At 65.7% G+C, this 21058-nt stretch carries 14 protein-coding genes; 6 read left to right on the forward strand and 8 right to left on the reverse strand.

Annotated features, from left to right (window positions below):
• Nucleotides 1-2 precede the first annotated feature (2 nt).
• Complete coding sequence (gene hemDX, locus G3N59_RS03410; protein WP_205981150.1) at nt 3-2243, reverse strand: fused uroporphyrinogen-III synthase HemD/membrane protein HemX; 2241 nt, start codon at nt 2241-2243, stop codon at nt 3-5.
• Nucleotides 2240-3283 (reverse strand): hydroxymethylbilane synthase, encoded by a 1044-nt coding sequence (gene hemC, locus G3N59_RS03415; protein ID WP_205981151.1) that lies wholly within the window; start codon nt 3281-3283, stop codon nt 2240-2242. Before hemC ends, hemDX begins: the two co-directional genes overlap by 4 nt.
• Before the next feature lie 462 nt (nt 3284-3745).
• On the opposite strand from hemC, the gene ppc reads away from it, so the two are divergent.
• A complete protein-coding gene (ppc, locus tag G3N59_RS03420; RefSeq protein ID WP_205981152.1) occupies nt 3746-6907 on the forward strand; it encodes a phosphoenolpyruvate carboxylase in 3162 nt (1053 codons plus the stop codon).
• A gap of 133 nt (nt 6908-7040) precedes the next feature.
• Here ppc and G3N59_RS03425 read toward each other — a convergent pair whose 3' ends face one another.
• On the reverse strand, nt 7041-7805 hold the full coding sequence (locus G3N59_RS03425; protein ID WP_205981153.1) for a class I SAM-dependent methyltransferase: 765 nt from the start codon (nt 7803-7805) through the stop codon (nt 7041-7043).
• A gap of 116 nt (nt 7806-7921) precedes the next feature.
• Between G3N59_RS03425 and G3N59_RS03430 the strand changes: the two genes are divergently transcribed.
• The 3 genes from G3N59_RS03430 (at nt 7922) to G3N59_RS03440 (ending at nt 11480) form a co-directional block, all read left to right on the forward strand.
• Entirely contained in the window at nt 7922-8752 is an 831-nt protein-coding gene (locus G3N59_RS03430) for a helix-turn-helix transcriptional regulator (protein WP_205981154.1), read from the forward strand.
• Between the two features lie 182 nt (nt 8753-8934).
• Nucleotides 8935-10341, forward strand: coding sequence for an argininosuccinate lyase (gene argH / locus G3N59_RS03435; protein ID WP_205981155.1), 1407 nt, complete (start codon nt 8935-8937; stop codon nt 10339-10341).
• A gap of 218 nt (nt 10342-10559) precedes the next feature.
• Nucleotides 10560-11480 carry a bestrophin family ion channel gene (locus G3N59_RS03440; protein WP_205981156.1) on the forward strand — a complete coding sequence of 307 codons (921 nt, stop codon included), beginning with the start codon at nt 10560-10562 and terminating at the stop codon, nt 11478-11480.
• 91 nt (nt 11481-11571) lie between these two features.
• Here the strand turns inward: G3N59_RS03440 and G3N59_RS03445 are convergent, their stop codons facing one another.
• The 5 genes from G3N59_RS03445 to apbC form a co-directional block, all read right to left on the reverse strand.
• Nucleotides 11572-12297, reverse strand: a complete 726-nt coding sequence (locus G3N59_RS03445) for a lysozyme inhibitor LprI family protein (protein ID WP_205981157.1) — start codon at nt 12295-12297, stop codon at nt 11572-11574.
• Between the two features lie 15 nt (nt 12298-12312).
• A complete protein-coding gene (locus G3N59_RS03450) occupies nt 12313-14592 on the reverse strand; it encodes an arginine/lysine/ornithine decarboxylase (RefSeq protein ID WP_205981158.1) in 2280 nt (759 codons plus the stop codon).
• A gap of 88 nt (nt 14593-14680) precedes the next feature.
• The gene (dcd, locus tag G3N59_RS03455; protein WP_103701669.1) at nt 14681-15250 is read right to left on the reverse strand and encodes a dCTP deaminase; all 570 of its coding nucleotides are present in this window, start codon (nt 15248-15250) and stop codon (nt 14681-14683) included.
• Nucleotides 15251-15521: 271 nt separating this feature from the next.
• On the reverse strand, nt 15522-16058 hold the full coding sequence (locus tag G3N59_RS03460) for a superoxide dismutase family protein (RefSeq protein ID WP_205981159.1): 537 nt from the start codon (nt 16056-16058) through the stop codon (nt 15522-15524).
• 228 nt (nt 16059-16286) lie between these two features.
• Nucleotides 16287-17375 (reverse strand): iron-sulfur cluster carrier protein ApbC, encoded by a 1089-nt coding sequence (gene apbC, locus G3N59_RS03465; RefSeq protein ID WP_205981160.1) that lies wholly within the window; start codon nt 17373-17375, stop codon nt 16287-16289.
• Between the two features lie 326 nt (nt 17376-17701).
• On the opposite strand from apbC, the gene G3N59_RS03470 reads away from it, so the two are divergent.
• Together G3N59_RS03470 and metG are read left to right on the forward strand one after the other, a co-directional pair.
• Nucleotides 17702-18352: an OmpA family protein gene (locus G3N59_RS03470; protein ID WP_205981161.1), complete on the forward strand. Its 651-nt coding sequence runs from the start codon at nt 17702-17704 to the stop codon at nt 18350-18352.
• A gap of 520 nt (nt 18353-18872) precedes the next feature.
• Complete coding sequence (metG, locus tag G3N59_RS03475) at nt 18873-21017, forward strand: methionine--tRNA ligase (RefSeq protein WP_205981162.1); 2145 nt, start codon at nt 18873-18875, stop codon at nt 21015-21017.
• Nucleotides 21018-21058: the final 41 nt, after the last annotated feature.

Consider the following 21058-nt stretch of genomic DNA (forward strand, 5'->3'; position numbering starts at 1 on the left):
TCTTACCCCCGGCTCTTGTATTGCTGGATCGCCTTCAGGCTCTCGTCGAGCGTGGGCAGCGCGACCGCAGCCGAACCCGCGTCCACCTGCTTGAGCAGGTCGCGCACGTTCTGCGTTTCCTTCGACGCGCTGTCGAAGTAATGCGCGAGCGCGGCGTCGGCGGCGGCGAGGTCGGACTTGAGCGTGGCTTCGTTGCGCGAGAGCAGCGACAGGCGCGCTGACAGCAGCCGCAGCTTCACGTTCTCACGCACGAAATAGCCTTGGTCGGGCGAGGCGAGCATGGCGTCGGCGTTATCGATGCGGCGCACCTGCACGAGGCTGGCGATCTGCTGGCCGATGCCGGAAACGAAGGTGTCGAGCCAGGCCTTCCAGCGCGGCTCGCCGGTAGCGGCCGCGGTTTTCGCGACGTCGGTCGGCGTGGCGGCTTCCGGTTTGGTATGCGCGACGATCGCTTCGCCCGCGAGCGGCAGCTTGTCGATGGCGGCGAGCGCCGTGTCGAGCTTGATCGCCAGACCCGCGAGGTCGGTGGACGGCGCGGCCTTGAGCTTGTCGGTGTCCTGCGCGATGGCCTTGCGCACGGCGAGCGCCTGCGGGCTGTCCGAAGCGGCGAGGCGCGTGTCGGCGCTTTGCAGCGCGAACAGCGCGAGTTGCGTGTTGCCGGTCAGTTGCAGTTGTTCGCTGGCGCTGGAGAGCATCTGGCCGACTTCGGCGAGGGTCCAGTCGTCGCGGTTCTTCGCGAGATCGGCGTATTGCTGGGCGAGCGCCTGCTGCGAATTTTGCGCATCGGCGATCTTGCCTTCGAGCTGCGCCATCTGCTTGTCGATCTGCTGGGCGCTGGTGACGGCCTGATCGGCACGCGCGCGCAGCGCGGAAGTCTGCTGATCGGCAGCCTGCTGGCGCTGCGCGAGCGCCGCGTCCATGCGGTCGAGCTTGCGGTTGAGCGCGTAACCGCCCGCACCCGCACCGCCCGCGACCAGCACGATCACGAGCCAGAGGATCGCGGAGCCTGCACCGCCGCGGCGCGCGTTCGCGCTCGCAGGCGGCGCCGATGCATACGACGATGCCGGGCGCGCATTCGAAGACGACGCTGACGAAGCACCGGAAGATGCCGACGAAGATGCCGACGAAGAAGCGGCCGCCGCCGTCACAGCGGACGACGAAGCGGGCGTGGCGCCTGAGTTGGGAACGTGGCTGGAATCGTTCTGATCAGTCATGCGTGGTTGTGCCGGCGGCGAGGCCGGGATGTTCTGAACTGGTTGAGCCGCGGACTGCGCGGCTGAAGAACCATCGGAAGAAACCGAGGATGCCGACTGGGACGATGCGAGCCCGAGCAGCGTATCGACAATGCGTTCGTCGCCCGCGCCGGACACCGTAATCCTATCAAAACCCAATGAGCGCGCCGTCTCGGCGATCCGCGGATGGGGCGCGACCAGATGGGCGTGGCGCAGTTCGACGATTTCGCCCGCCGTGAGGTGCTCGCGCGCGAGTTCGTCGAGATTGCGCACGCCTTCGGAGCTGGTCACGAGCCACGCGTGCGGCGCGCCTTCGAGCAGCGTGTGGATCGACGCCCACGCGCCGATCGGCGGCTCCGGCACGATGCGCCGGTAGGCGGCCACGGCTTCGACTTCGGCGCCCGCTTCGCGCAGGCGGTCGGCGAGCCATTCGCGCCCGCCGTCGCCGCGCACGATCAGCACGCGCTGGCCCGCGAAGGCGTTCTCGCCGAGCGTCTTTTCTAGCGCGGCGTAAAGCGATTCGGAGTCGAAGCGCGCGGGTTCTTCGTCGGCGGCACCGGCCGGGCTGATGACGCGATGCGCGGGAGCGGCGACGCCGTGACGCGCGAGCGCCGCGACGCTGGCCGGACCGACGACCGCGACAGGCAGCGCGTGCGGCCAGATCGACGAGATCTCGCGATAGCAATCGAACGCGCGATCGACGGCATTCGGCGAAACGAACACCACCAGCGCGTAACGGTCGAGCGCGCCGAGCGCTTCGCGCAGCGGCGCGTCGTCGCGCACGGGCGCGATGGCGATGAGGGGAAAATCGAGCGGCTTCAGGCCGCGTGCGGCGAGCTGGGTCGCGAGCGTATCCGACTGACCGGCCGGCCGGGTTATGACGACCGAAAACGGTGCGCCGGTGTGAGCCTGGCGTGGTTCGGACTGCGCACCATCGGCGGGCCCGCGCCATTCATCGGGCTGGGCCGAACCGGGCGTGCCGTCGCGGCGCGGCTGCCAGGGACTCGTCATTGTCCGCCCGTGCCGCTGTCTGTACCGCGCGACGACGGAGGCGCATTCGGCACGCGCTGCTCGTGCGCACCGGCTTCGGCCAGTGCGCGCACGATATCGAGCGCGCCTTGTGCGATCAGATCGTCGGCGACCTTGCGGCCGAGCGCGACCGCTTCCGCCACCGTGGCGGGTGCGGCGGCTTCCTCGGCGGCCAGCACCTGGCTGGCGTTGGGCGTGGCGATCGTGCCGCGCAGCGCGAGCTTGCCGTCCTGCCACTGCGCGTAGGCCGCGAGCGGCACCGAACAGCTGCCGCCCAGGGCGCGCGAGACCATGCGTTCGGCCTCGACGGCCTTGGCGGTGGCGTCGTCGTGCAGCGGCGCGAGCCAGGCGGCGACATCGGCGCGATCGGCGCGAATTTCGATACCGAGCGCGCCCTGCCCCGCGGCCGGCAGACTATCTTCAGGCGAAAGCAGCGCACGGATGCGCGCGCCCAGACCCAGACGCTTGAGGCCCGCGGCCGCCAGAATGATCGCCGCGTAGTCGCCGCGATCGAGCTTCGACAGACGGGTATCCAGATTGCCACGCAGCGGCTTCACATCCAGATGCGGATAACGCGCGCGGATCATCGACTCGCGGCGCAGGCTGGAGGTGCCGACCACCGCGCCCGGCGGCAGCGCCGCGAGCGAGTCGTAGTCGTTCGACACGAAGGCGTCGCGCGGATCTTCGCGCTCCATGATGGCCGTGAGCGCGAAGCCTTCGGGCAATTCCATCGGCACATCCTTGAGCGAATGCACCGCCAGATCGGCGTGACCATCGGCCAGCGCCTGCTCCAGTTCCTTGACGAAAAGACCCTTACCGCCGACTTTCGACAGCGTACGATCGAGAATTTGATCGCCTCGGGTCGTCATTCCCAGGATTTTCACGTCGCAGGATGGATATAATTTGTGCAGCGCAGCTTGCACATGTTCGGCCTGCCACATTGCGAGGCGGCTCTCCCGCGAAGCGATGACCAGCGTACGCGGTGTGGCCGACATGGGCGTAGATAACGTCTCGGAATTCATGGCAAGCACATCGAATGACGGGTTCGAAAAAAACAGAATCGGATAACAGGCAATGTTAGCACGCGCCCCTTTTTCCGCCTGCCCGATGGGCGATATGAGGCGGCAGAAGCGGTGGTAAAACCGCGGTCGTAGAACCGGCGTGTGCGGCGGCAAGGAAGAGACCGGGCTTCGAGCAGAAGCCGTGTGCCCCATTCACGTCCTCGCACTGCGTGCGGCGACGCCGTCCAGCAAAGCCTGCGCCCGGCGCCTCGTTCGATGTCGCGCATTCAGGATGGCTTGCCCATCCGCTCCAGGTTGCACCGAAGTAGCGTCGAAGTACCTGAGTCGCGGTCCCGGCCGCGTCCATGCAGTTGGCAGTCCCCGCACCACCTGTCCATCCCCTGATGTTGGTTCGAGTTGGGACGTTCGTGCCCGATTTTGGCCCATGCAGGGCAATTGCTGGCTAGTCTTGAGGAAAACATCGTGAAGTCTTCCGGATCGGCGCGCGCACAGCGCCGCAACAACGCATCGCAGAACGCATCTTCCGCAGCACAGGCGCAGGCGGAACAATCCACTGGCACGAAGACCACGACCATCACACAAGCCTCGACCGCCTCGAAAACCGCAACGCGCAGCGTGAGCGAATCCGCTGCGCCGAAGGCCGCGAAGGCAGCCAAGGCGCTGAAGGCCGCTAAAGCCGATAAGACCGATAAGGCCGTGAAAGCGCCGAAGGCCGAAAAAGCCGCCAAGGCCGACAAGCCCGCGAAGGCGCTCAAGCCCGCCAAGGCACCGAAGGCCGCCGGCGCGGTGCGCAATGGCCGCGCACGCGACGACAAGGACCAGCCGCTGTTCGAAGACATCCGCTATCTGGGCCGCTTGCTCGGCGAAGTGGTGCGCGAACAGGAAGGCGACGAAGTGTTCGACGTGGTGGAAACGATCCGCCAGACCGCCGTGCGTTTTCGCCGCGAAGACGACAGCGCCGACGCGCTCGCCCTGGAAAAGCAGCTACGCGCGCTCTCGCCCGAGCAGACCGTGAGCGTCGTGCGCGCCTTCAGCTACTTCTCGCATCTCGCGAATATCGCCGAAGACCGCCATCGCAATCGCCGCCGCCGGATTCACGATCTGGCGGGTTCGGCGCCGCAGGCCGGCACCATCGCGCATTCGCTCGAACGCCTGGCGCAAGCCGGCGCGGCCGCCACGCCGGTGCTCCAGCAGTTCTTCAACGACGCGCTGATCGTGCCCGTGCTCACTGCGCACCCGACCGAAGTGCAGCGCAAGAGCACGCTCGATTCGCAGCACGATGTCGCGCGCCTGCTGGCCGAACGCGACCAGCCGCTCACGCATCGCGAACTTGAGCAGAACGAAGCATTGCTGCGCGCACGCGTGACCTCGCTGTGGCAGACGCGCATGCTGCGCGACGCGCGCCTGACTGTCGGCGACGAAATCGAGAACGCGCTCTCGTACTACCACACGACCTTCCTCACCGAGATCCCCGCGCTGTACGGCGAGATCGAAACGCAACTGAAGGAACACGGTCTTTCGGCGCGCCTGCCCGCGTTCTTCCAGATGGGTAGCTGGATCGGCGGCGACCGCGACGGCAATCCGAACGTCACCTCGGCCACGCTCGAAGAAGCCAGCGAGCGTCAGGCGCAGGTGATCCTGCAGCACTACCTCGACGAAGTCCACAAGCTGGGCGCGGAGCTGTCCGTGTCGAATCTGCTGGCCGGCGCGAGCGACGAACTCAAGGCACTGGCCGAAGCCTCGCCCGACCAGTCGCCGCATCGTGTCGACGAGCCGTATCGCCGTGCGCTGATCGGCGTGTACACGCGTCTGGCCGCCAGCGCCCGCGTGCGTCTGGGCGAAGGCGTGGTGGCCGTGCGCAGCGCAGGCCGCGGCGTGACGCCCGTGCGTGCGACGCCTTACGCCGATGCCGCCGAATTCTCGCGCGATCTGCGCGTGCTGATGGACTCGCTCGCCGAACATCACGGCGCGTCGCTTGCCACGCCGCGTCTCGCGCCGCTGTTGCGCGCGGTCGAAGTGTTCGGCTTCCATCTGGCGTCGATCGACCTGCGCCAGAGCTCGGACATCCACGAAGCCGTGATCACCGAACTGCTTGCGCGCGCAGGCGTTCAGGCCGATTACGCCGCGCTCTCCGAAGAAGACAAGCAGATCGTCCTGCTCGCGCAACTGGCCGATCCGCGCACGCTGCGCTCGCCGTATCTCGACTATTCCGATCTCGTGAAGAGCGAGCTGGGCGTGCTGGAAATGGCGCGCGTGACGCGCGAGAAGTTCGGCGCGCGTGCGGTGCGCAACTACATCATCTCGCACACCGAAACGGTTTCCGACCTGCTGGAAGTGATGCTGCTGCAGAAGGAAACCGGCCTGCTGCACGGCCGCCTCGGGCACGCGGAAGATCCCGCCAAGGCCGCGCTGATGGTGATTCCGCTGTTCGAAACGATTCCCGACTTGCGCCACGCGTCGGGCATCATGCGCGATCTGCTGGCGCTGCCGGGCATCGACGGCATCGTCGAGCATTGGGGCAACGAGCAGGAAATCATGCTCGGCTATTCGGACAGCAACAAGGACGGCGGCTTCCTCACCTCGAACTGGGAACTGTATCGCTCCGAACTCGCGCTGGTCGCGCTCTACAAGGAACGCGGCATCACGCTGCGGCTGTTCCATGGACGCGGAGGCACGGTCGGTCGCGGAGGCGGCCCGACCTATAACGCGATTCTTTCGCAGCCGCCGGGCACGGTCGACGGCCAGATCCGCCTGACCGAGCAAGGCGAAGTGATCGCCTCGAAGTTCGGCAATCCCGAGATCGGCCGCCGCAATCTGGAAACAGTGATCGCCGCGACGCTCGAAGCGACGCTGCTGCCGATGGGCAAGGACGGCGGCAGCAACGAGCCGGATCAATTGCCCGCGTTCGAAGAGACGATGCAAAAGCTCTCCGACGATGCGATGGCCGCGTACCGTTCGCTGGTCTACGAGACGCCGGGCTTCACCGACTACTTCTTCGCCTCGACGCCGATCACGGAAATCGCCGAACTCAACATCGGCAGCCGTCCGGCTTCGCGCAAGCTGCAGGACCCGAAGAATCGCAAGATCGACGATCTGCGCGCGATTCCCTGGGGCTTCTCGTGGGGCCAGTGCCGCCTGCTGCTCACGGGCTGGTATGGCTTTGGCAGCGCGGTGTCGGCGTATCTCGACGAAGCGGGCAGCGAGGCCGAGCGCACGCGCCGTCTGGCGATGTTCAAGAAGATGTACAAGAGCTGGCCGTTCTTCGCGAACCTGCTCTCGAACATGGACATGACGCTGGCGAAAACCGACCTTGCCGTGGCGTCGCGCTACGCGCAACTCGTGACCGACAAGAAGCTGCGCAAGCACGTGTTCGAGCGCATCGTGGCCGAGTGGGAACGCACGACGAAGGTGCTCGACGAGATCACCGGTTCGAACGGCCGTCTCGCCGATAACCCGCTGCTCGCGCGCTCGATCAAGAACCGCTTCCCGTATCTCGATCCGCTCAATCACTTGCAGGTCGAGCTGATCAAGCGCTACCGCGCCGGCGACCCGAGCCCGCGCGTGCGCCGCGGCATTCACCTCACGATCAACGGCATCGCGGCTGGGTTGCGGAATACCGGTTAAGTTGGCGTCTTGCCCGGAAAGCCTCGCAGATCAACGATCTGCGGGGCTTTTTTGTTTTCAGGGCAATGCCGAGATTCACGAGATGCCGAAATCTGATGCACAACCGCATCAGATCAGTCATCACGGCGTACCCTCACCCCCGCCGCGTCGCCTCGATCATCAACGCATCGAGCTTGAAAGACCCGTCGGCCTTCACATCGAAATACTGCTTCACCTCATCGGGCGCGCTCGTCCACATCGAGCGGATCGCCGTCACACGCTCCGCCGGCGTGCGCATGCGCGCCACCCACGTATCGAAGTCGATATCGATGCGCCAGCGCTCGCTCACCTTCGCATCGAAACCCGCGCGATCGAGCATCGCGACCCACTCATCGGCGCGATAGTCGCGGATATGCGAGGCATCGCGCAGCACTTCCACGGCCTGGATATGCGTGTCGAAAAGCGGATCGTCGATGCCCGCGATATCGATGAACTTGAGCCGGCCGCCCGGTTTGAGCACGCGATGCACTTCGGCCAGCGCGCGCGGCACGTCGCGCCAGTGATGCGCGCTCATGCGGCTGATCGCCCAGTTGAACGAAGCATCGGCGAACGGCAAGGCTTCGGCCGCGCCCTGCTGCGTGCGGATGCTGGCAAGGCCGCGCTCTTTCGCGGCGGCTTCGACGGTCGCGAGCATCTGCGGGGCGATGTCGTAGGCCACCACGTCCTTCACGTGCGGCGCGACGGCGAAACTCGCGTGCCCGGCGCCGCAGCCCATGTCCAGCACCGTCGCATTGCCGCAGGTCGCCGCGAAGGTCGCGGCGAGGTTGTCCAGATCGGCGCCGCTCGCGTGGACCTGGCTCGTGAGGTAGGCGGCGGCGGTCGAACCGAAGGCGTCGGCAACCTGATCGTGATGTTTCATCGCATGCTCCTGTTTGTGGGGACGATTTCGAAGGGGACGCCGCTACAATAGAGCCCCATCTGTACCAGTACAAGTTAAGCAGTTATTCTGGTATCAACAGCACCCGCCCCCGTTACATGAGCACCGATACCCCCGCACCGGCCCACGACGCCGGTTCCGCAAAGACCCTCGACGCCACGCCCGCACGCGCGCTCGGCGAATTTATCCGCGCCCACCGCGAGCGGCTTTCGCCCGAGGAAGTCGGCCTGCCGCCGGGCCCGCGCCGCCGCACGCCTGGCCTGCGCCGCGAGGAAGTCGCGCAGTTGTGCGGCGTCAGCCCCACCTGGTACACGTGGATCGAGCAAGGGCGTCCGGTTTCGGCATCGGCGGACGCGCTCGCGCGCATTGCCGTCGCGCTGCGCCTGTCGCGCGCCGAACGCGCCTATCTGTTCGAGCTGGCCGCCCAGCGCGACCCGGCCGAGCCCGATGCGCCCGGCGCCGGCGCCGCGCCCGAAACGCTGCTGCAAACCGTGCAACTCGTGGATGCGCCCGCCTACGTGCTCGATCGCCAGTGGACCGCGCTCGCCTGGAATGCCCACGCCGCCGATCTCTTCACCGGCTGGCTCGACGGCGATCACGACCGCAATCTGCTGCGTTTCACCTTTACCGAGCCGCTCGGGCGCGAGTTGATCGTCGATTGGGAAACGCGTGCGCGCCGTCTGGCCGCCGAATTCCGCGCCGATTCGATCCGCCATTCGAGCGATGCGCCCACGCGCGCGCTGGTCGATTCGCTGCTGGCCACGAGCGACGAATTCGCCCGCTACTGGGGCTCGCAGGACGTGTTCGAGCGCGAAGGCGGACGGCGCGAATTCAATCATCCGCGCCACGGCCGCATCGCCTACGACCAGATCACGTTCAAGCCCGCGCACCGCGAAGACCTCAAGCTGGTCGTGCTGGTGCGGCTTTAAGCGCCCTCCAGGCACGTTCCGGCAATAACGCGCGCGCCAGGCGCCCCAGGGTACGGCGCGCGCCGATGGTAAAATCGTCAACTTTCCCGCTGCGCGCGGCGCTCTGGCGGCCTTTCCGGCTGCGTTTGAAGCGCCCTGCTGCGCGGCACGCTTTTTCACCTGCTCGCTCAAGCCCCATCACCATGACGTCCCAACTGCACAAAAAAGGCGAAGCCTGGTCGGCTCGCTTCTCCGAACCCATGTCGGAGCTGGTCAAGCGCTACACGTCGTCGGTCTTCTTCGACAAGCGTCTGGCGCTCGTCGACATCGAGGGCTCGCTCGCGCACGCGTCGATGCTGGCCGCGCAGAAGATCATCTCCGCCGACGACCTCGCCGCAATCCAGGGCGGCATGGCACAGATCAAGGGCGAGATCGAGCGCGGCGAATTCGAGTGGAAGCTCGACCTCGAAGACGTGCACCTGAACATCGAAGCGCGCCTGACCGCGCTGATCGGCGACGCCGGCAAGCGCCTGCACACGGGCCGCTCGCGTAACGACCAGGTCGCGACCGACATCCGCCTGTGGCTGCGCGGCGAAATCGACCGCATCGGCGGCCTGCTGGGCGATCTGCGCGGCGCGCTGCTGGACCTCGCCGAGCAGCACGCCGGCACCATCATGCCGGGCTTCACCCACCTGCAGGTGGCGCAGCCGGTCACCTTCGGCCATCACCTGCTCGCCTACGTCGAAATGTTCTCGCGCGACGCCGAACGCATGGTCGACTGCCGCAAGCGCGTGAACCGTCTGCCGCTGGGCGCGGCCGCACTCGCCGGCACGAGCTACCCGATCGACCGCTTCGCCGTGGCGAAGACGCTGGGCTTCGACGGCATCTGCGCGAACTCGCTCGACGCCGTCTCCGACCGCGACTTCGCGATCGAATTCACGGCTGCGGCGGCGCTCGTCATGACGCACGTGTCGCGCTTCTCGGAAGAGCTGGTGCTGTGGGTGAGCCCGCGCGTCGGTTTCATCGATATCGCCGATCGCTTCTGCACCGGCTCGTCGATCATGCCGCAGAAGAAGAACCCGGACGTGCCCGAACTCGCGCGCGGCAAGACCGGCCGCGTGAATGGCCATCTGATCGGCCTGCTCACGCTGATGAAAGGCCAGCCGCTCGCGTACAACAAGGACAACCAGGAAGACAAGGAGCCGCTGTTCGATACCGTCGATACGGTCGCGGACACGCTGCGCATCTTCGCGGAAATGGTCGCGGGCATCACGGTCAAGGCCGATGCGATGCGCGCCGCCGCCCTGCAAGGCTTCTCGACGGCCACCGATCTGGCCGATTACCTCGTGAAGAAGGGTCTGCCGTTCCGCGACGCGCACGAAGCCGTCGCGCATGCCGTGCGTATCTGCGTAGACCGCAACTGCGATCTGGCCGACCTCACGCTCGACGAAATGCGCAGCGAACTGCCGGCCGTGGCGCATCTGCTGGCCGAAGACGTATTCGAAGTGCTGACGCTGGAAGGTTCGGTGTCGGCGCGTAACCATCCGGGCGGCACCGCGCCGGAGCAGGTTCGCGCAGCAATCGTGGCGGCACGCGCAGCGCTGAAGTAAGCATTACCCGCCCAACGCTCTGCAACGGGGCGCGCGACGATCACCGTCGCGCGCCCCGTTTTTTTGTGCGGACGCAAAACGGTGCGCTGTACCCGCCCCAAAATGTGGGAAGTGTGCGCCTGCAGCAAACCGACGCGCGGCTATGATTTTTTGCAGAAGCAACCCGCGGCATCGTATCGTTGCAGGGTTGCCCGTCCGGCCCAGACCAGCACGCACACATGATCGTCCGACCTCATCTCAACTGGTTCCGCATGCTGCTCGCGTGGCGCGGTTCCGTCCTGCCGCAACTGCTGCCGCGCCTCTTTATCGTCCTGTGTCTGTCGTTCGTCGCGGTCGCCGCGCACGATCACATCCTGCGCGTGACGGTCAATCTGAGCACCGTGCCGTTTTCGCTGATCGGCATTGCGCTGGCCGTGTTTCTCGGCTTTCGCAATAACGCGAGCTACGACCGCTACTGGGAAGGCCGCAAGCTCTGGGGGCAAATGCTCAACGAAACGCGCTCGCTCGCGCGCCAATCGCTGGCGCTGGTGCAAGGCGACGATGCCGTCGAGCGCGCGCGCCCATTCGTCGCCCTGCTCTGCGCATTGCCGCATGCGCTGCGCCATCAGTTGCGCCACACCGACCCGCGCGCCGATCTCGAATCGCGTCTGCCGCGCGACGTGTTCGAGCGCGTCATGGCCTCGCGCTACCGGCCGATGACGCTCGTGCTTTGCGCCTCGGAATGGCTGCGCGCCGAAGTGCGTGCAGGCCGCGTGGACAGCTACGCCGTGCTCGCTTTCGAGCGCAATCTCAACGGGCTGTCCGATGTGATCGGCGGCTGCGAGCGGATCGTCTCCACGCCGCTGCCGTTCGCCTATACGGTGATGATTCACCGCACCGTGTACTTCTTCTGCGCACTGCTGCCGTTCGGTCTGGTGGACAGCATCGGCGCGCTCACGCCGGTTTTCGCGGTGTTCGTCGCCTATGCGTTCATGGCGCACGAGGCGATCGCTTCGCAGATCGAAGATCCGTTCGGCACCGAGGACAACGATCTCGCGCTCAACAACATGTCGATCGGCATCGAAGCGGCGCTGCACGATCTGCTCGGCGATCCCACCACGCTGCCGGAAGCCGTGCCGGGCCAGTGCGTGCTCGATTGATCGAAGCCTGGCCTGCCGACTGCCACCCCAAATGAAACAGGCGTGATCCGCAAGGATTCACGCCTGTTGTTCTATCGATGCAGGCAACGCATCAACGGTTGTTGACGGTCTCCGACAAACGCTTGAGCGTCGCCAGTCGCGCGCCCAGCAGATCGAGCCGCGCACGTTCGTCGATGAGCGGCGTCGTCGCGTCGCGATACGCCCGCCACGCCGACTGCGCGCGCGCCACGGCCGCTCGCGCATGCTTCGGCATACGCGCGTACAGCTGACGGTAGTAGCGGTTCAGGTCGTAGCTCACGTGCTCGCAGCGCGCATCGGCGCTACAGGCGCGCGCACGCACGGGCTTGTCGGCCGCCGTCGCGAGCGAGCCGCGCAGCGCCTGCGCACGGTCGCGCACGGGCTGCAGACGCATATCCGCTTCGTAAAGCTGATACGACGAACCGCTCGACGTCGCGAACGCGGCGCCGAGCATGGTGTCCTCGGCATCGCGCCACGCCACCCACTTCTGCTGGCTCGCGCGCCAGCGCCGCTGCTGCGCGGGCGGCGTCTTCGCCACGAGTTGCGCGAGCGCCGCGTCGGCGGCGGCGCGCCAGGCCGTGCGGGCGTCGTCCATGCACTGGACCTGGCCCGCCGTCGAGGAACGGTCCGCGCGCGCGAGACACGCACGCATACCCGCGTCGATCGGATCGGCCGCCGAAACTTCGGCGTGTGCCAGCCCCGGCGCCAGCGCGGATGCCAGCCCCGTTACCAGCACCGCAGCCAGCGACCACGCCGACACCAGAGAACGCACCGACCTGCGCAAAAGCCGCACCGTCATGCCGCGTGTCCTCGCTTACACCCGCACGCAATCCACGAAGTACTCGATGCGGCCGTTGATGGTCTCGCCCACGAGTCCGTGGATATCGGTGTGGAAGCCCGGGAAGCGCTCGTTGAATTCGCGCGCGAACTTCAGGTAGTTCACGATCGTCTTGTTGAAGCGCTCGCCCGGAATCAGCAGCGGAATGCCCGGCGGATACGGCGTGAGCAGGATCGACGTGACGCGGCCTTCGAGTTCGTCGACCGGCACGCGATCGATCTCGCGGTGCGCGAGCTTGGCGAACGCGTCGGACGGCTTCATCGCCGGCTCCATCGTCGACAGATACATCTCGGTCGTCAGACGCGCGATGTCGTTGGCGCGGTAGACGCTGTGGATCTGCTGGCACAGATCGCGCAGGCCCACGCGCTCGTACATCGGATGCTGCGCGACGAATTCCGGCAGCACGCGCCACAGCGGCTGGTTGGCGTCGTAGTCGTCCTTGAACTGCTGGAGTTCGGTGACCATCGAGTTCCAGCGGCCCTTGGTGATGCCGATCGTGAACATGATGAAGAACGAGTACAGACCGGTCTTCTCGACGATGATGCCGTGCTCGGCCAGATACTTCGTAACGATGGCGGCCGGAATGCCGGTTTCGCCGAACTCGCCGTCCACGTCCAGACCCGGCGTGACGATGGTCGCCTTGATCGGGTCGAGCATGTTGAAGCCTTCCGCCAGCGCGCCGAAGCCGTGCCAGTGGTCGTTCGGGCGCAGGACCCAGTCGTCGCGCGAGCCGATGCCTTCTTCGGCCAGCTCGTCCGGGCCCCAGACCTGGAAGAACCAGTCGTCGCCGTATTCGGCGTCGACCTTGCGCATCGCGCGGCGGAAGTCGAGCGCTTCGGCGATCGATTCTTCGACCAGCGCCGGGCCGCCCGGCGCTTCCATCATCGCCGCGGCCACGTCGCACGAGGCGATGATCGCGTATTGCGGCGAGGTGGACGTGTGCATCAGATACGCTTCATTGAAGCGGTGACGGTCGAACGCGCTGTCTTCCGAATCCTGCACGACGATCTGCGAAGCCTGCGAGATGCCGGCCAGCAGCTTGTGCGTCGAGTGCGTCGCGAACACCAGCGCCTTGGTACGCGGACGGCCCGCGCCGATCGCGTGCATGTCCTGGTAGAACGCGTGGAATTCGGCGTGCGGCAGCCAGGCTTCGTCGAAGTGCAGCGTGTCGAGCATGTCGCCGAGCAGATCCTTGATCATTTCGACGTTGTAGATCACGCCGTCATACGTGCTCTGCGTGATCGTCAGAATGCGCGGCTTGAGGTTCGGGTTCTTCTCGAGCGCTTCGCGTGCGAACGGATTCGCCTCGATCTTCTTGCGGATGTTTTCCGGCTTGAACTCGTCGCGCGGAATCGGGCCGATGATGCCGAAGTTGTTGCGCGTCGGCGTGAGGAACACGGGAATCGCGCCCGTCATCGTGATCGCGTGCAGGATCGACTTGTGGCAGTTACGGTCCACCAGCACGATGTCGCCCGGCGCCACCGTGGCGTGCCAGACGATCTTGTTCGACGTGGACGTGCCGTTGGTCACGAAGAACACGTGGTCGGCGCTGAAAATGCGCGCGGCGTTGCGCTCCGAAGCCGCCACCGGGCCGGTGTGGTCGAGCAGCTGGCCGAGCTCTTCCACGGCGTTGCAGACGTCGGCGCGCAGCATGTTTTCGCCGAAGAACTGGTGGAACATCTGGCCGAGCGGGTTCTTCAGGAACGCCACGCCGCCCGAGTGACCCGGGCAGTGCCACGAGTAGGAACCTTCGTCGGCGTACTGCACCAGTTCCTTGAAGAACGGCGGCGCGAGCGCGTCCAGATACACCTTCGCTTCGCGAATCACGTGACGCGCGACGAATTCCGGCGTGTCCTCGAACATGTGAATGAAGCCGTGCAGCTCGCGCAGGATGTCGTTGGGCAGATGGCGCGAGGTGCGCGTTTCGCCGTACAGGAAGATGGGGATGTCGGCGTTGCGCTTGCGCACCGCTTCCATGAACGCGCGCAGCGCGACGATCGCGGGCGCGTGTTCGGGCGCTTCGCCATCCGCACCTTCGACGTAGGGCAGCAGTTCATCGTCGTCGATCGACAGGATGAAACACGCGGCGCGGCTCGACTGCTGCGCGAACGAGGTGAGGTCGCCGTAGCTCGTCAGCCCGAGGACTTCCGCGCCCTCTTTCTCGATGGCTTCGGCGAGTGCCCGGATGCCGGAACCCGAGATGTTCTCGGAGCGAAAGTCTTCGTCGATGATGACGACGGGAAAGCGAAACTTCATGGGCGAATCTCCAAAAGAAACGACCGCTGCATGTAACGCGCAGCGGTCCCCGTATGTCGTAAATCCAGTGGGTTAAGTGCGCTCGAACTCAGGTCTTGGGCAGCGTGACGCCGTGCTGGCCTTGATACTTGCCGCCGCGATCGGCGTAAGACACTTCGCAGACCTCGTCGCTCTCGAAGAAGAGCACCTGGGCCACGCCTTCGTTCGCGTAGATTTTGGCAGGCAAAGGTGTCGTATTCGAGAATTCGAGCGTGACGTAGCCTTCCCACTCGGGTTCGAACGGCGTGACGTTCACGATGATGCCGCAGCGCGCGTAGGTGGACTTGCCCAGACACACCGTCAGGACGCTGCGCGGAATGCGGAAATACTCGACCGTGCGGGCCAGCGCGAACGAATTCGGCGGGATGATGCAGACGTCGCCCTTGAAGTCCACGAACGACTTTTCGTCGAAGTTCTTCGGATCGACGATGGTCGAGTTGATGTTCGTGAAGATCTTGAATTCGTCGGCGCAGCGAATGTCGTAGCCGTAGCTGGAGGTGCCGTAGCTGACGATCTTGCGGCCGTCTTCCGACGTACGGATCTGGTCGCGCGCGAACGGCTCGATCATGTTCTGCTCTTCGGCCATGCGCCGGATCCACTTGTCGGATTTGATTGCCATGTTGCTCGCTGCGGTCCAGTAAAAAAACGGGGAACGAAAAGGTAAATGCAAGAAAAACGCGTGCAGGGCCGGCCTGCGCCCGCTCAGGGCCGTCGGGCCGTGGCGGTGCCTTGCGAACTTGCGAAAGGCGCCTATTTTACGCGATGTGAGTCGGTGTGCCTGGAAGTGCGCTTCAGTGGCGCACCAGCGGTTTCCACAGGACGGCTCGCGGCCGCCCCGGCGCGCGCCGCGGCGGCCGATGACGGCCGCCTGCTCGCGACGTATTCGCCGCTTATTGCGCCTTGATCACGCCACAGGCCATGGCCGCGCCGGTGCCGCGCTGCGGGTAGGCGTACGGGTCGATGGCTTCGTGATGCACGATCACGGCGCGTTGCAGCACCGAGCGCACGCCGTCGAGCGACACGTCCGTCGCGACGATAAAGCCGCTCGCGACGCCGTTGGAATCCGCGTGAATATTGCCGAGGTCGCCCGCCACGCGCGCGCCGGACTTCAGGCGTTCGGCGGCTGGGGCGAACACCGCGCCCGCGCTGGTGGCATCGGCGGCATTGCAGTCGCCGCGCTCGTGCACCTGCAGCGCATGGTCGGAATCGGGCGGCAGGCCGGCCAGGTTGTAGCTCACCTGCACGCCGTCCGAATGCTCGACGAACGACACGGTGCCGCGCACCTGATTGCCGACGGTGGGCTGAAGCTGCGCGCCCGCACGCTTGTCCTGCTGGCCCATGAAGCTCGTGCAGCCGCCTAGCAGCGCACATGCAACCACGGCCAGCACGACTGCGTTCCCCGCCTGCCTGTCGTTTCCTTTACCCATGCGATCCTCTTGCCGGCGCACGGCCGCCCCTTGCGGCCGTCGATCCGGACCCATGAATCCCACATGATACCGCGCAGGCGCCCCGCCGCGAGCCCTGTGTGCCCGTCGAACGCCCCTAAATGCGCGCAAAAACACACGCCGCGGGCCCGGTGATGCAAGGCGCACGCGGCGTGCCTTCAAAAGTGACGCAAAAGTGTCGCAAAAGCGCCGTAAAAACGGCGCAAGCGATCAGGTGTTCTGCACGACGATGGTCGGGAATTTCGAGCTCATGTCGCGCGAACGCTCGGCGATCTGGATCGCCACGCGGCGCGCAATCGCCTTGTACGTCGCGGCGACGGCGCTGTCCGGCGCGGCCGCAACGGTGGGCGCGCCCGAATCGGCCTGTTCGCGGATCGAAATATCGAGCGGCAGGCTGCCCAGCACCTCGACGCCATACTCCTTGCCCATGCGCTCGCCGCCGCCCGCGCCGAAGATATGCTCGGCGTGACCGCAGTTCGTGCACACGTGCACGGCCATGTTTTCGACGATGCCGAGAATCGGAATGCCCACCTTCTCGAACATCTTGAGGCCCTTCTTGGCGTCCAGCAGCGCGATGTCCTGCGGCGTCGTCACGATCACGGCGCCCGTGACCGGCACGCGCTGCGACAGCGTCAACTGGATGTCACCCGTGCCCGGCGGCATGTCGACCACGAGATAGTCGAGTTCGCGCCAGTTCGTCTGCCGCAGCAGCTGTTCGAGCGCCGAGGTGGCCATCGGGCCGCGCCAGACCATCGGGTTGTCCTGATCGACGAGAAAGCCGATCGAATTGGCCTGCACGCCGTGGCCTTCGAGCGGGTTCATCGACTGGCCGTCCGGCGATTCGGGGCGGCCGCTGATACCCAGCATCATCGGCAGCGACGGGCCGTAGATGTCCGCATCGAGCACGCCCACCGATGCGCCTTCGGCCGCCAGCGCCAGCGCCAGATTCACGGCGGTCGTGCTCTTGCCGACCCCGCCCTTGCCCGACGCCACGGCGACAATATTCTTCACATTGGGCAGCAGCTTCACGCCGCGCTGCACCGTATGCGCGGTCACCTCGAAGCCCACCGTCACGCGGCTCGCCTTCACGCCCGGCACCGCCGCGAGCGCGCTCGCCACCTGCGTGCGGATCGCTTCGTAGCGGCTCTTCGCCGGATAGCCGAGCACGATCTCGACGTCAACCGTTTCGCCGTCGATCGCGACGTTGCGCACGCCCTTGGCCACCGTGTAAGGACGGCCCGTGTCCGGGTCCGTGAGGGCCGCCAGGGCCGCGTCGACCAATGCCCGATCAATGCTCATTGAAACTCCGTGGGGATAAACGATCCGGCGCGCCGCACGCCCCGTGGGGTGCCGCTCTGACGCCGTAAATCGAAAGAAATTGTTAAGCTGGATTGCGCAAATACCCGCGGCAAGGCACGCTTCGCGGCAGCAGCGTTTTCGCGCCAGGCCAGTGCTTGTCAAGCGGTCGTCGAGCAACTATCAACTAGATGCGCGACGTCTCGCCACAGCGCTCAAGCCGCCATTGTAGTAGCTGCTGCCGCACGCCGTCCGATGACCCTGAAGCCTGTCGGGGACGGTCGTTGTCACATTGCAGCCTTTCCGTTCACTCAAGAGAGGATTGAAAAATGAACACAAAAACCTTGACCCGTCTGTCCGTCTTCGCTGTCGTCGGCGCGCTCGTCGCCGGCTGCGCAACCCAGCAGGGCACCAACACGGCCGTCGGCACGGGCGTCGGCGCGGGTACGGGCGCCGCGATCGGCGCGATCTTCGGCGGCGGCAAGGGCGCGGCGATCGGCGCGGGTGCAGGCGCGCTGGTCGGCGGCATCACCGGCTACAACTGGCAGGCCATCCACAACAAGCTGTCGGGCGCCACCAAGGGCACCGGCACGCAGATCACCGAGCAGCCGGACGGCTCGCTCAAGCTCAACATTCCGAGCAACGTGACCTTCGACACCAACAGCTACGCGATCAAGCCGTCGTTCGCGCCGGTGCTCGACCAGGTCGCGCAGACGCTGCAGCAGAACCCGGAAGTCGTCGCGCAGGTGGTGGGCCATACGGATAACACCGGCCAGCCGGCGTACAACCAGACGCTGTCGGTCAACCGCGCGCAGAGCGTGGTCAACTACCTGGCAGGTCGCGGCATCCCGATGCAGCGCATGGCAGCCGAAGGCCGCGGCGACACCCAGCCGATCGCCGACAACAGCACGGAAGCCGGCCGCACGGCCAATCGTCGCGTGGAAATCTATCTGCGTGCGACGGCGCAGCATCAGCAGTAATGGCTTGATGTCGTGATGCCGGCGCCGCAACGCTCGATCGGGCGACGCCGGTAAAACAGCGACAGGACAAACGGGACGGCCGCACAGCCGTCCCGTTTTCATTGGCGATGCCCATGTGGCGCGCAGGCGCTGCTGCCGCAAAGGCTCGCCGCACGGCCTTCGCAGACAATTTCAGACAATCGAAAAAAATTTCGAACTCTCGCGAAATAGCGCGGTCTGTCTTTACGGTACGTGTGCGGTCATGCCGCCGCGTCACCATTCTCCTCTTGTCGTTGTTGCTCCGGGGCCAATCTGCCCCGGTTTTTTTTGCCCGCATTTTCGATGCGTCGCGCGCCCTGTCTGCGCCCTACCTGCGCGCAGGCCGCCCTCGCCGATCCAGCCAGCATCGCTGCAGAACACACTGCACCGCACACAGCACAACGCGCGGCGCCCGCGAGCGCCCCGCCGGAGCCCGAACGCGCCGTGCGCCCGCCCTGCTAAAATCGCGGTTTCCCCCGCAACATCGGACGTCCAACCACTTATGTCAGCATCCGCCACCGACCTCGCCGCCGGCGCATCCAGCGTCCAGAGCGGCCGCCAGATTCTCGTCACGTCTGCTCTGCCGTATGCGAACGGCCAGATCCACATCGGCCATCTGGTCGAGTACATCCAGACGGACATCTGGGTCCGTGCGCTGCGAATGCATGGCCACGAGGTCTATTACGTCGGTGCCGACGACACCCACGGCACGCCCGTCATGCTGCGCGCCGAAAAAGAAGGCCTCACGCCGCAGCAGCTGATCGCGCGCGTCTGGCAGGAGCACAAGCGCGACTTCGACAGCTTCGGCATTTCCTTCGACAACTACTACTCGACCGATTCGGACGAAAACCGCGTCCTGTCGGAATCGGTGTATCTGGCGCTCAAGGAAGCGGGTCTGATCGAGACGCGTGATATCGAGCAGGCCTACGATCCGGTCAAGAACATGTTCCTGCCGGACCGCTTCATCAAGGGCGAGTGCCCGAAGTGCGGCGCGAAGGATCAATACGGCGATAGCTGCGAAGTGTGCGGCTCGACCTACGCACCGACCGATCTGAAGAATCCGTACTCGGTGGTCTCGGGCGCCACGCCCATCCGCAGGACCTCGACCCACTACTTCTTCCGTCTTTCCGACCCGCGCTGCGAGCAGTTCCTGCGCGGCTGGGTGGCTGGTCTGGCGCAGCCGGAAGCGACCAACAAGATGCGCGAGTGGCTGGGCGACGCAGGCGAATCGAAGCTCGCCGACTGGGACATCTCGCGCGATGCGCCCTACTTCGGCTTTGAAATTCCGGGCGCGCCGGGCAAGTACTTCTACGTGTGGCTGGACGCGCCGGTCGGCTACTACGCGAGCTTCAAGAATCTGTGCGAGCAGCGCGGCCTGAACTTCCAGGACTGGGTCAAGCCGGGCACGAAGACCGAGCAGTACCACTTCATCGGCAAGGACATCCTGTATTTCCACACGCTGTTCTGGCCGGCGATGCTCGAATTCTCGGGTCACCGCACGCCCACCAACGTGTTCGCGCACGGCTTCCTGACGGTGGACGGCGCGAAGATGTCGAAGTCGCGCGGCACCTTCATCACGGCCGAAAGCTACATCACCACGGGCCTGAACCCCGAGTGGCTGCGCTACTACTTCGCCGCGAAGCTCAACAGCACGATGGAAGACCTCGACCTGAACCTCGAAGACTTCCAGGCGCGCGTGAACAGCGATCTGGTGGGCAAGTACATCAATATCGCCAGCCGCGCCGCGGGCTTCCTGATCAAGCGCTTCGAAGGCCGCGTGCAGGACAGCGCGATGAAGCATCCGCTGCTCGAACAGTTGCGCGCCGCGATCCCGCAGATTGCTGCGCACTACGAAGCACGCGAGTACAGCCGCGCGCTGCGTCAGACGATGGAACTGGCCGACGCAGTCAACGGTTACGTCGATACGGCCAAGCCGTGGGAACAGGCGAAGGACCCGGCCAACGCCGTGGCGCTGCACGAGTCGTGCAGCGTGAGCCTCGAAGCGTTCCGCCTGCTGTCGCTCGCGCTCAAGCCGGTGCTGCCGCAACTCGCGCAAGGCGTCGAGCAGTTCCTCGCGATCGAGCCGCTCACGTGGGCCGATGCCGGCCGCGCGCTGTCGTCGCAGCAGCCGATCAACGCGTACAAGCATCTGATGACGCGCGTCGATCCGAAGCAACTGGAAGCGCTGCTGGCCGCCAACCGCGATTCGCTGCAGGCGACCGACGCACCCGCCGCTGCCGCCGACGCGAACAAGAAGTCGAAGGCATCGAAGGAAGCGAAAAAGCCCGCTGCCGATGAAACGCCGGAAGTCATCTCCATCGACGATTTCGCGAAGATCGATCTGCGCGTGGCGCTGATCGTCGACTGCAATATCGTCGAGGGTTCGGACAAACTGCTGCAACTCACGCTCGACGTGGGCGAAGAGAAGACGCGCAACGTGTTCTCGGGCATCCGTTCGGCCTACAAGCCGGAAGACCTCAAGGGCAAGCTCACGGTGATGGTCGCGAACCTCGCGCCGCGCAAGATGAAGTTCGGCATGTCCGAAGGCATGGTGCTCGCCGCTTCCGCCGCCGACGAGAAGGCCGAACCGGGCCTCTACATCCTCGAGCCGCATAGCGGCGCCAAGCCGGGCATGCGCGTGCGTTAAGCGCCCGCTCGCTGGCCTGACGTAAAAAAGCACACCCTCGG

Origin of the sequence: Paraburkholderia sp. Ac-20340 (assembly GCF_017104965.1) — a bacterium.
Classification (GTDB): Bacteria; Pseudomonadota; Gammaproteobacteria; order Burkholderiales; family Burkholderiaceae; genus Paraburkholderia.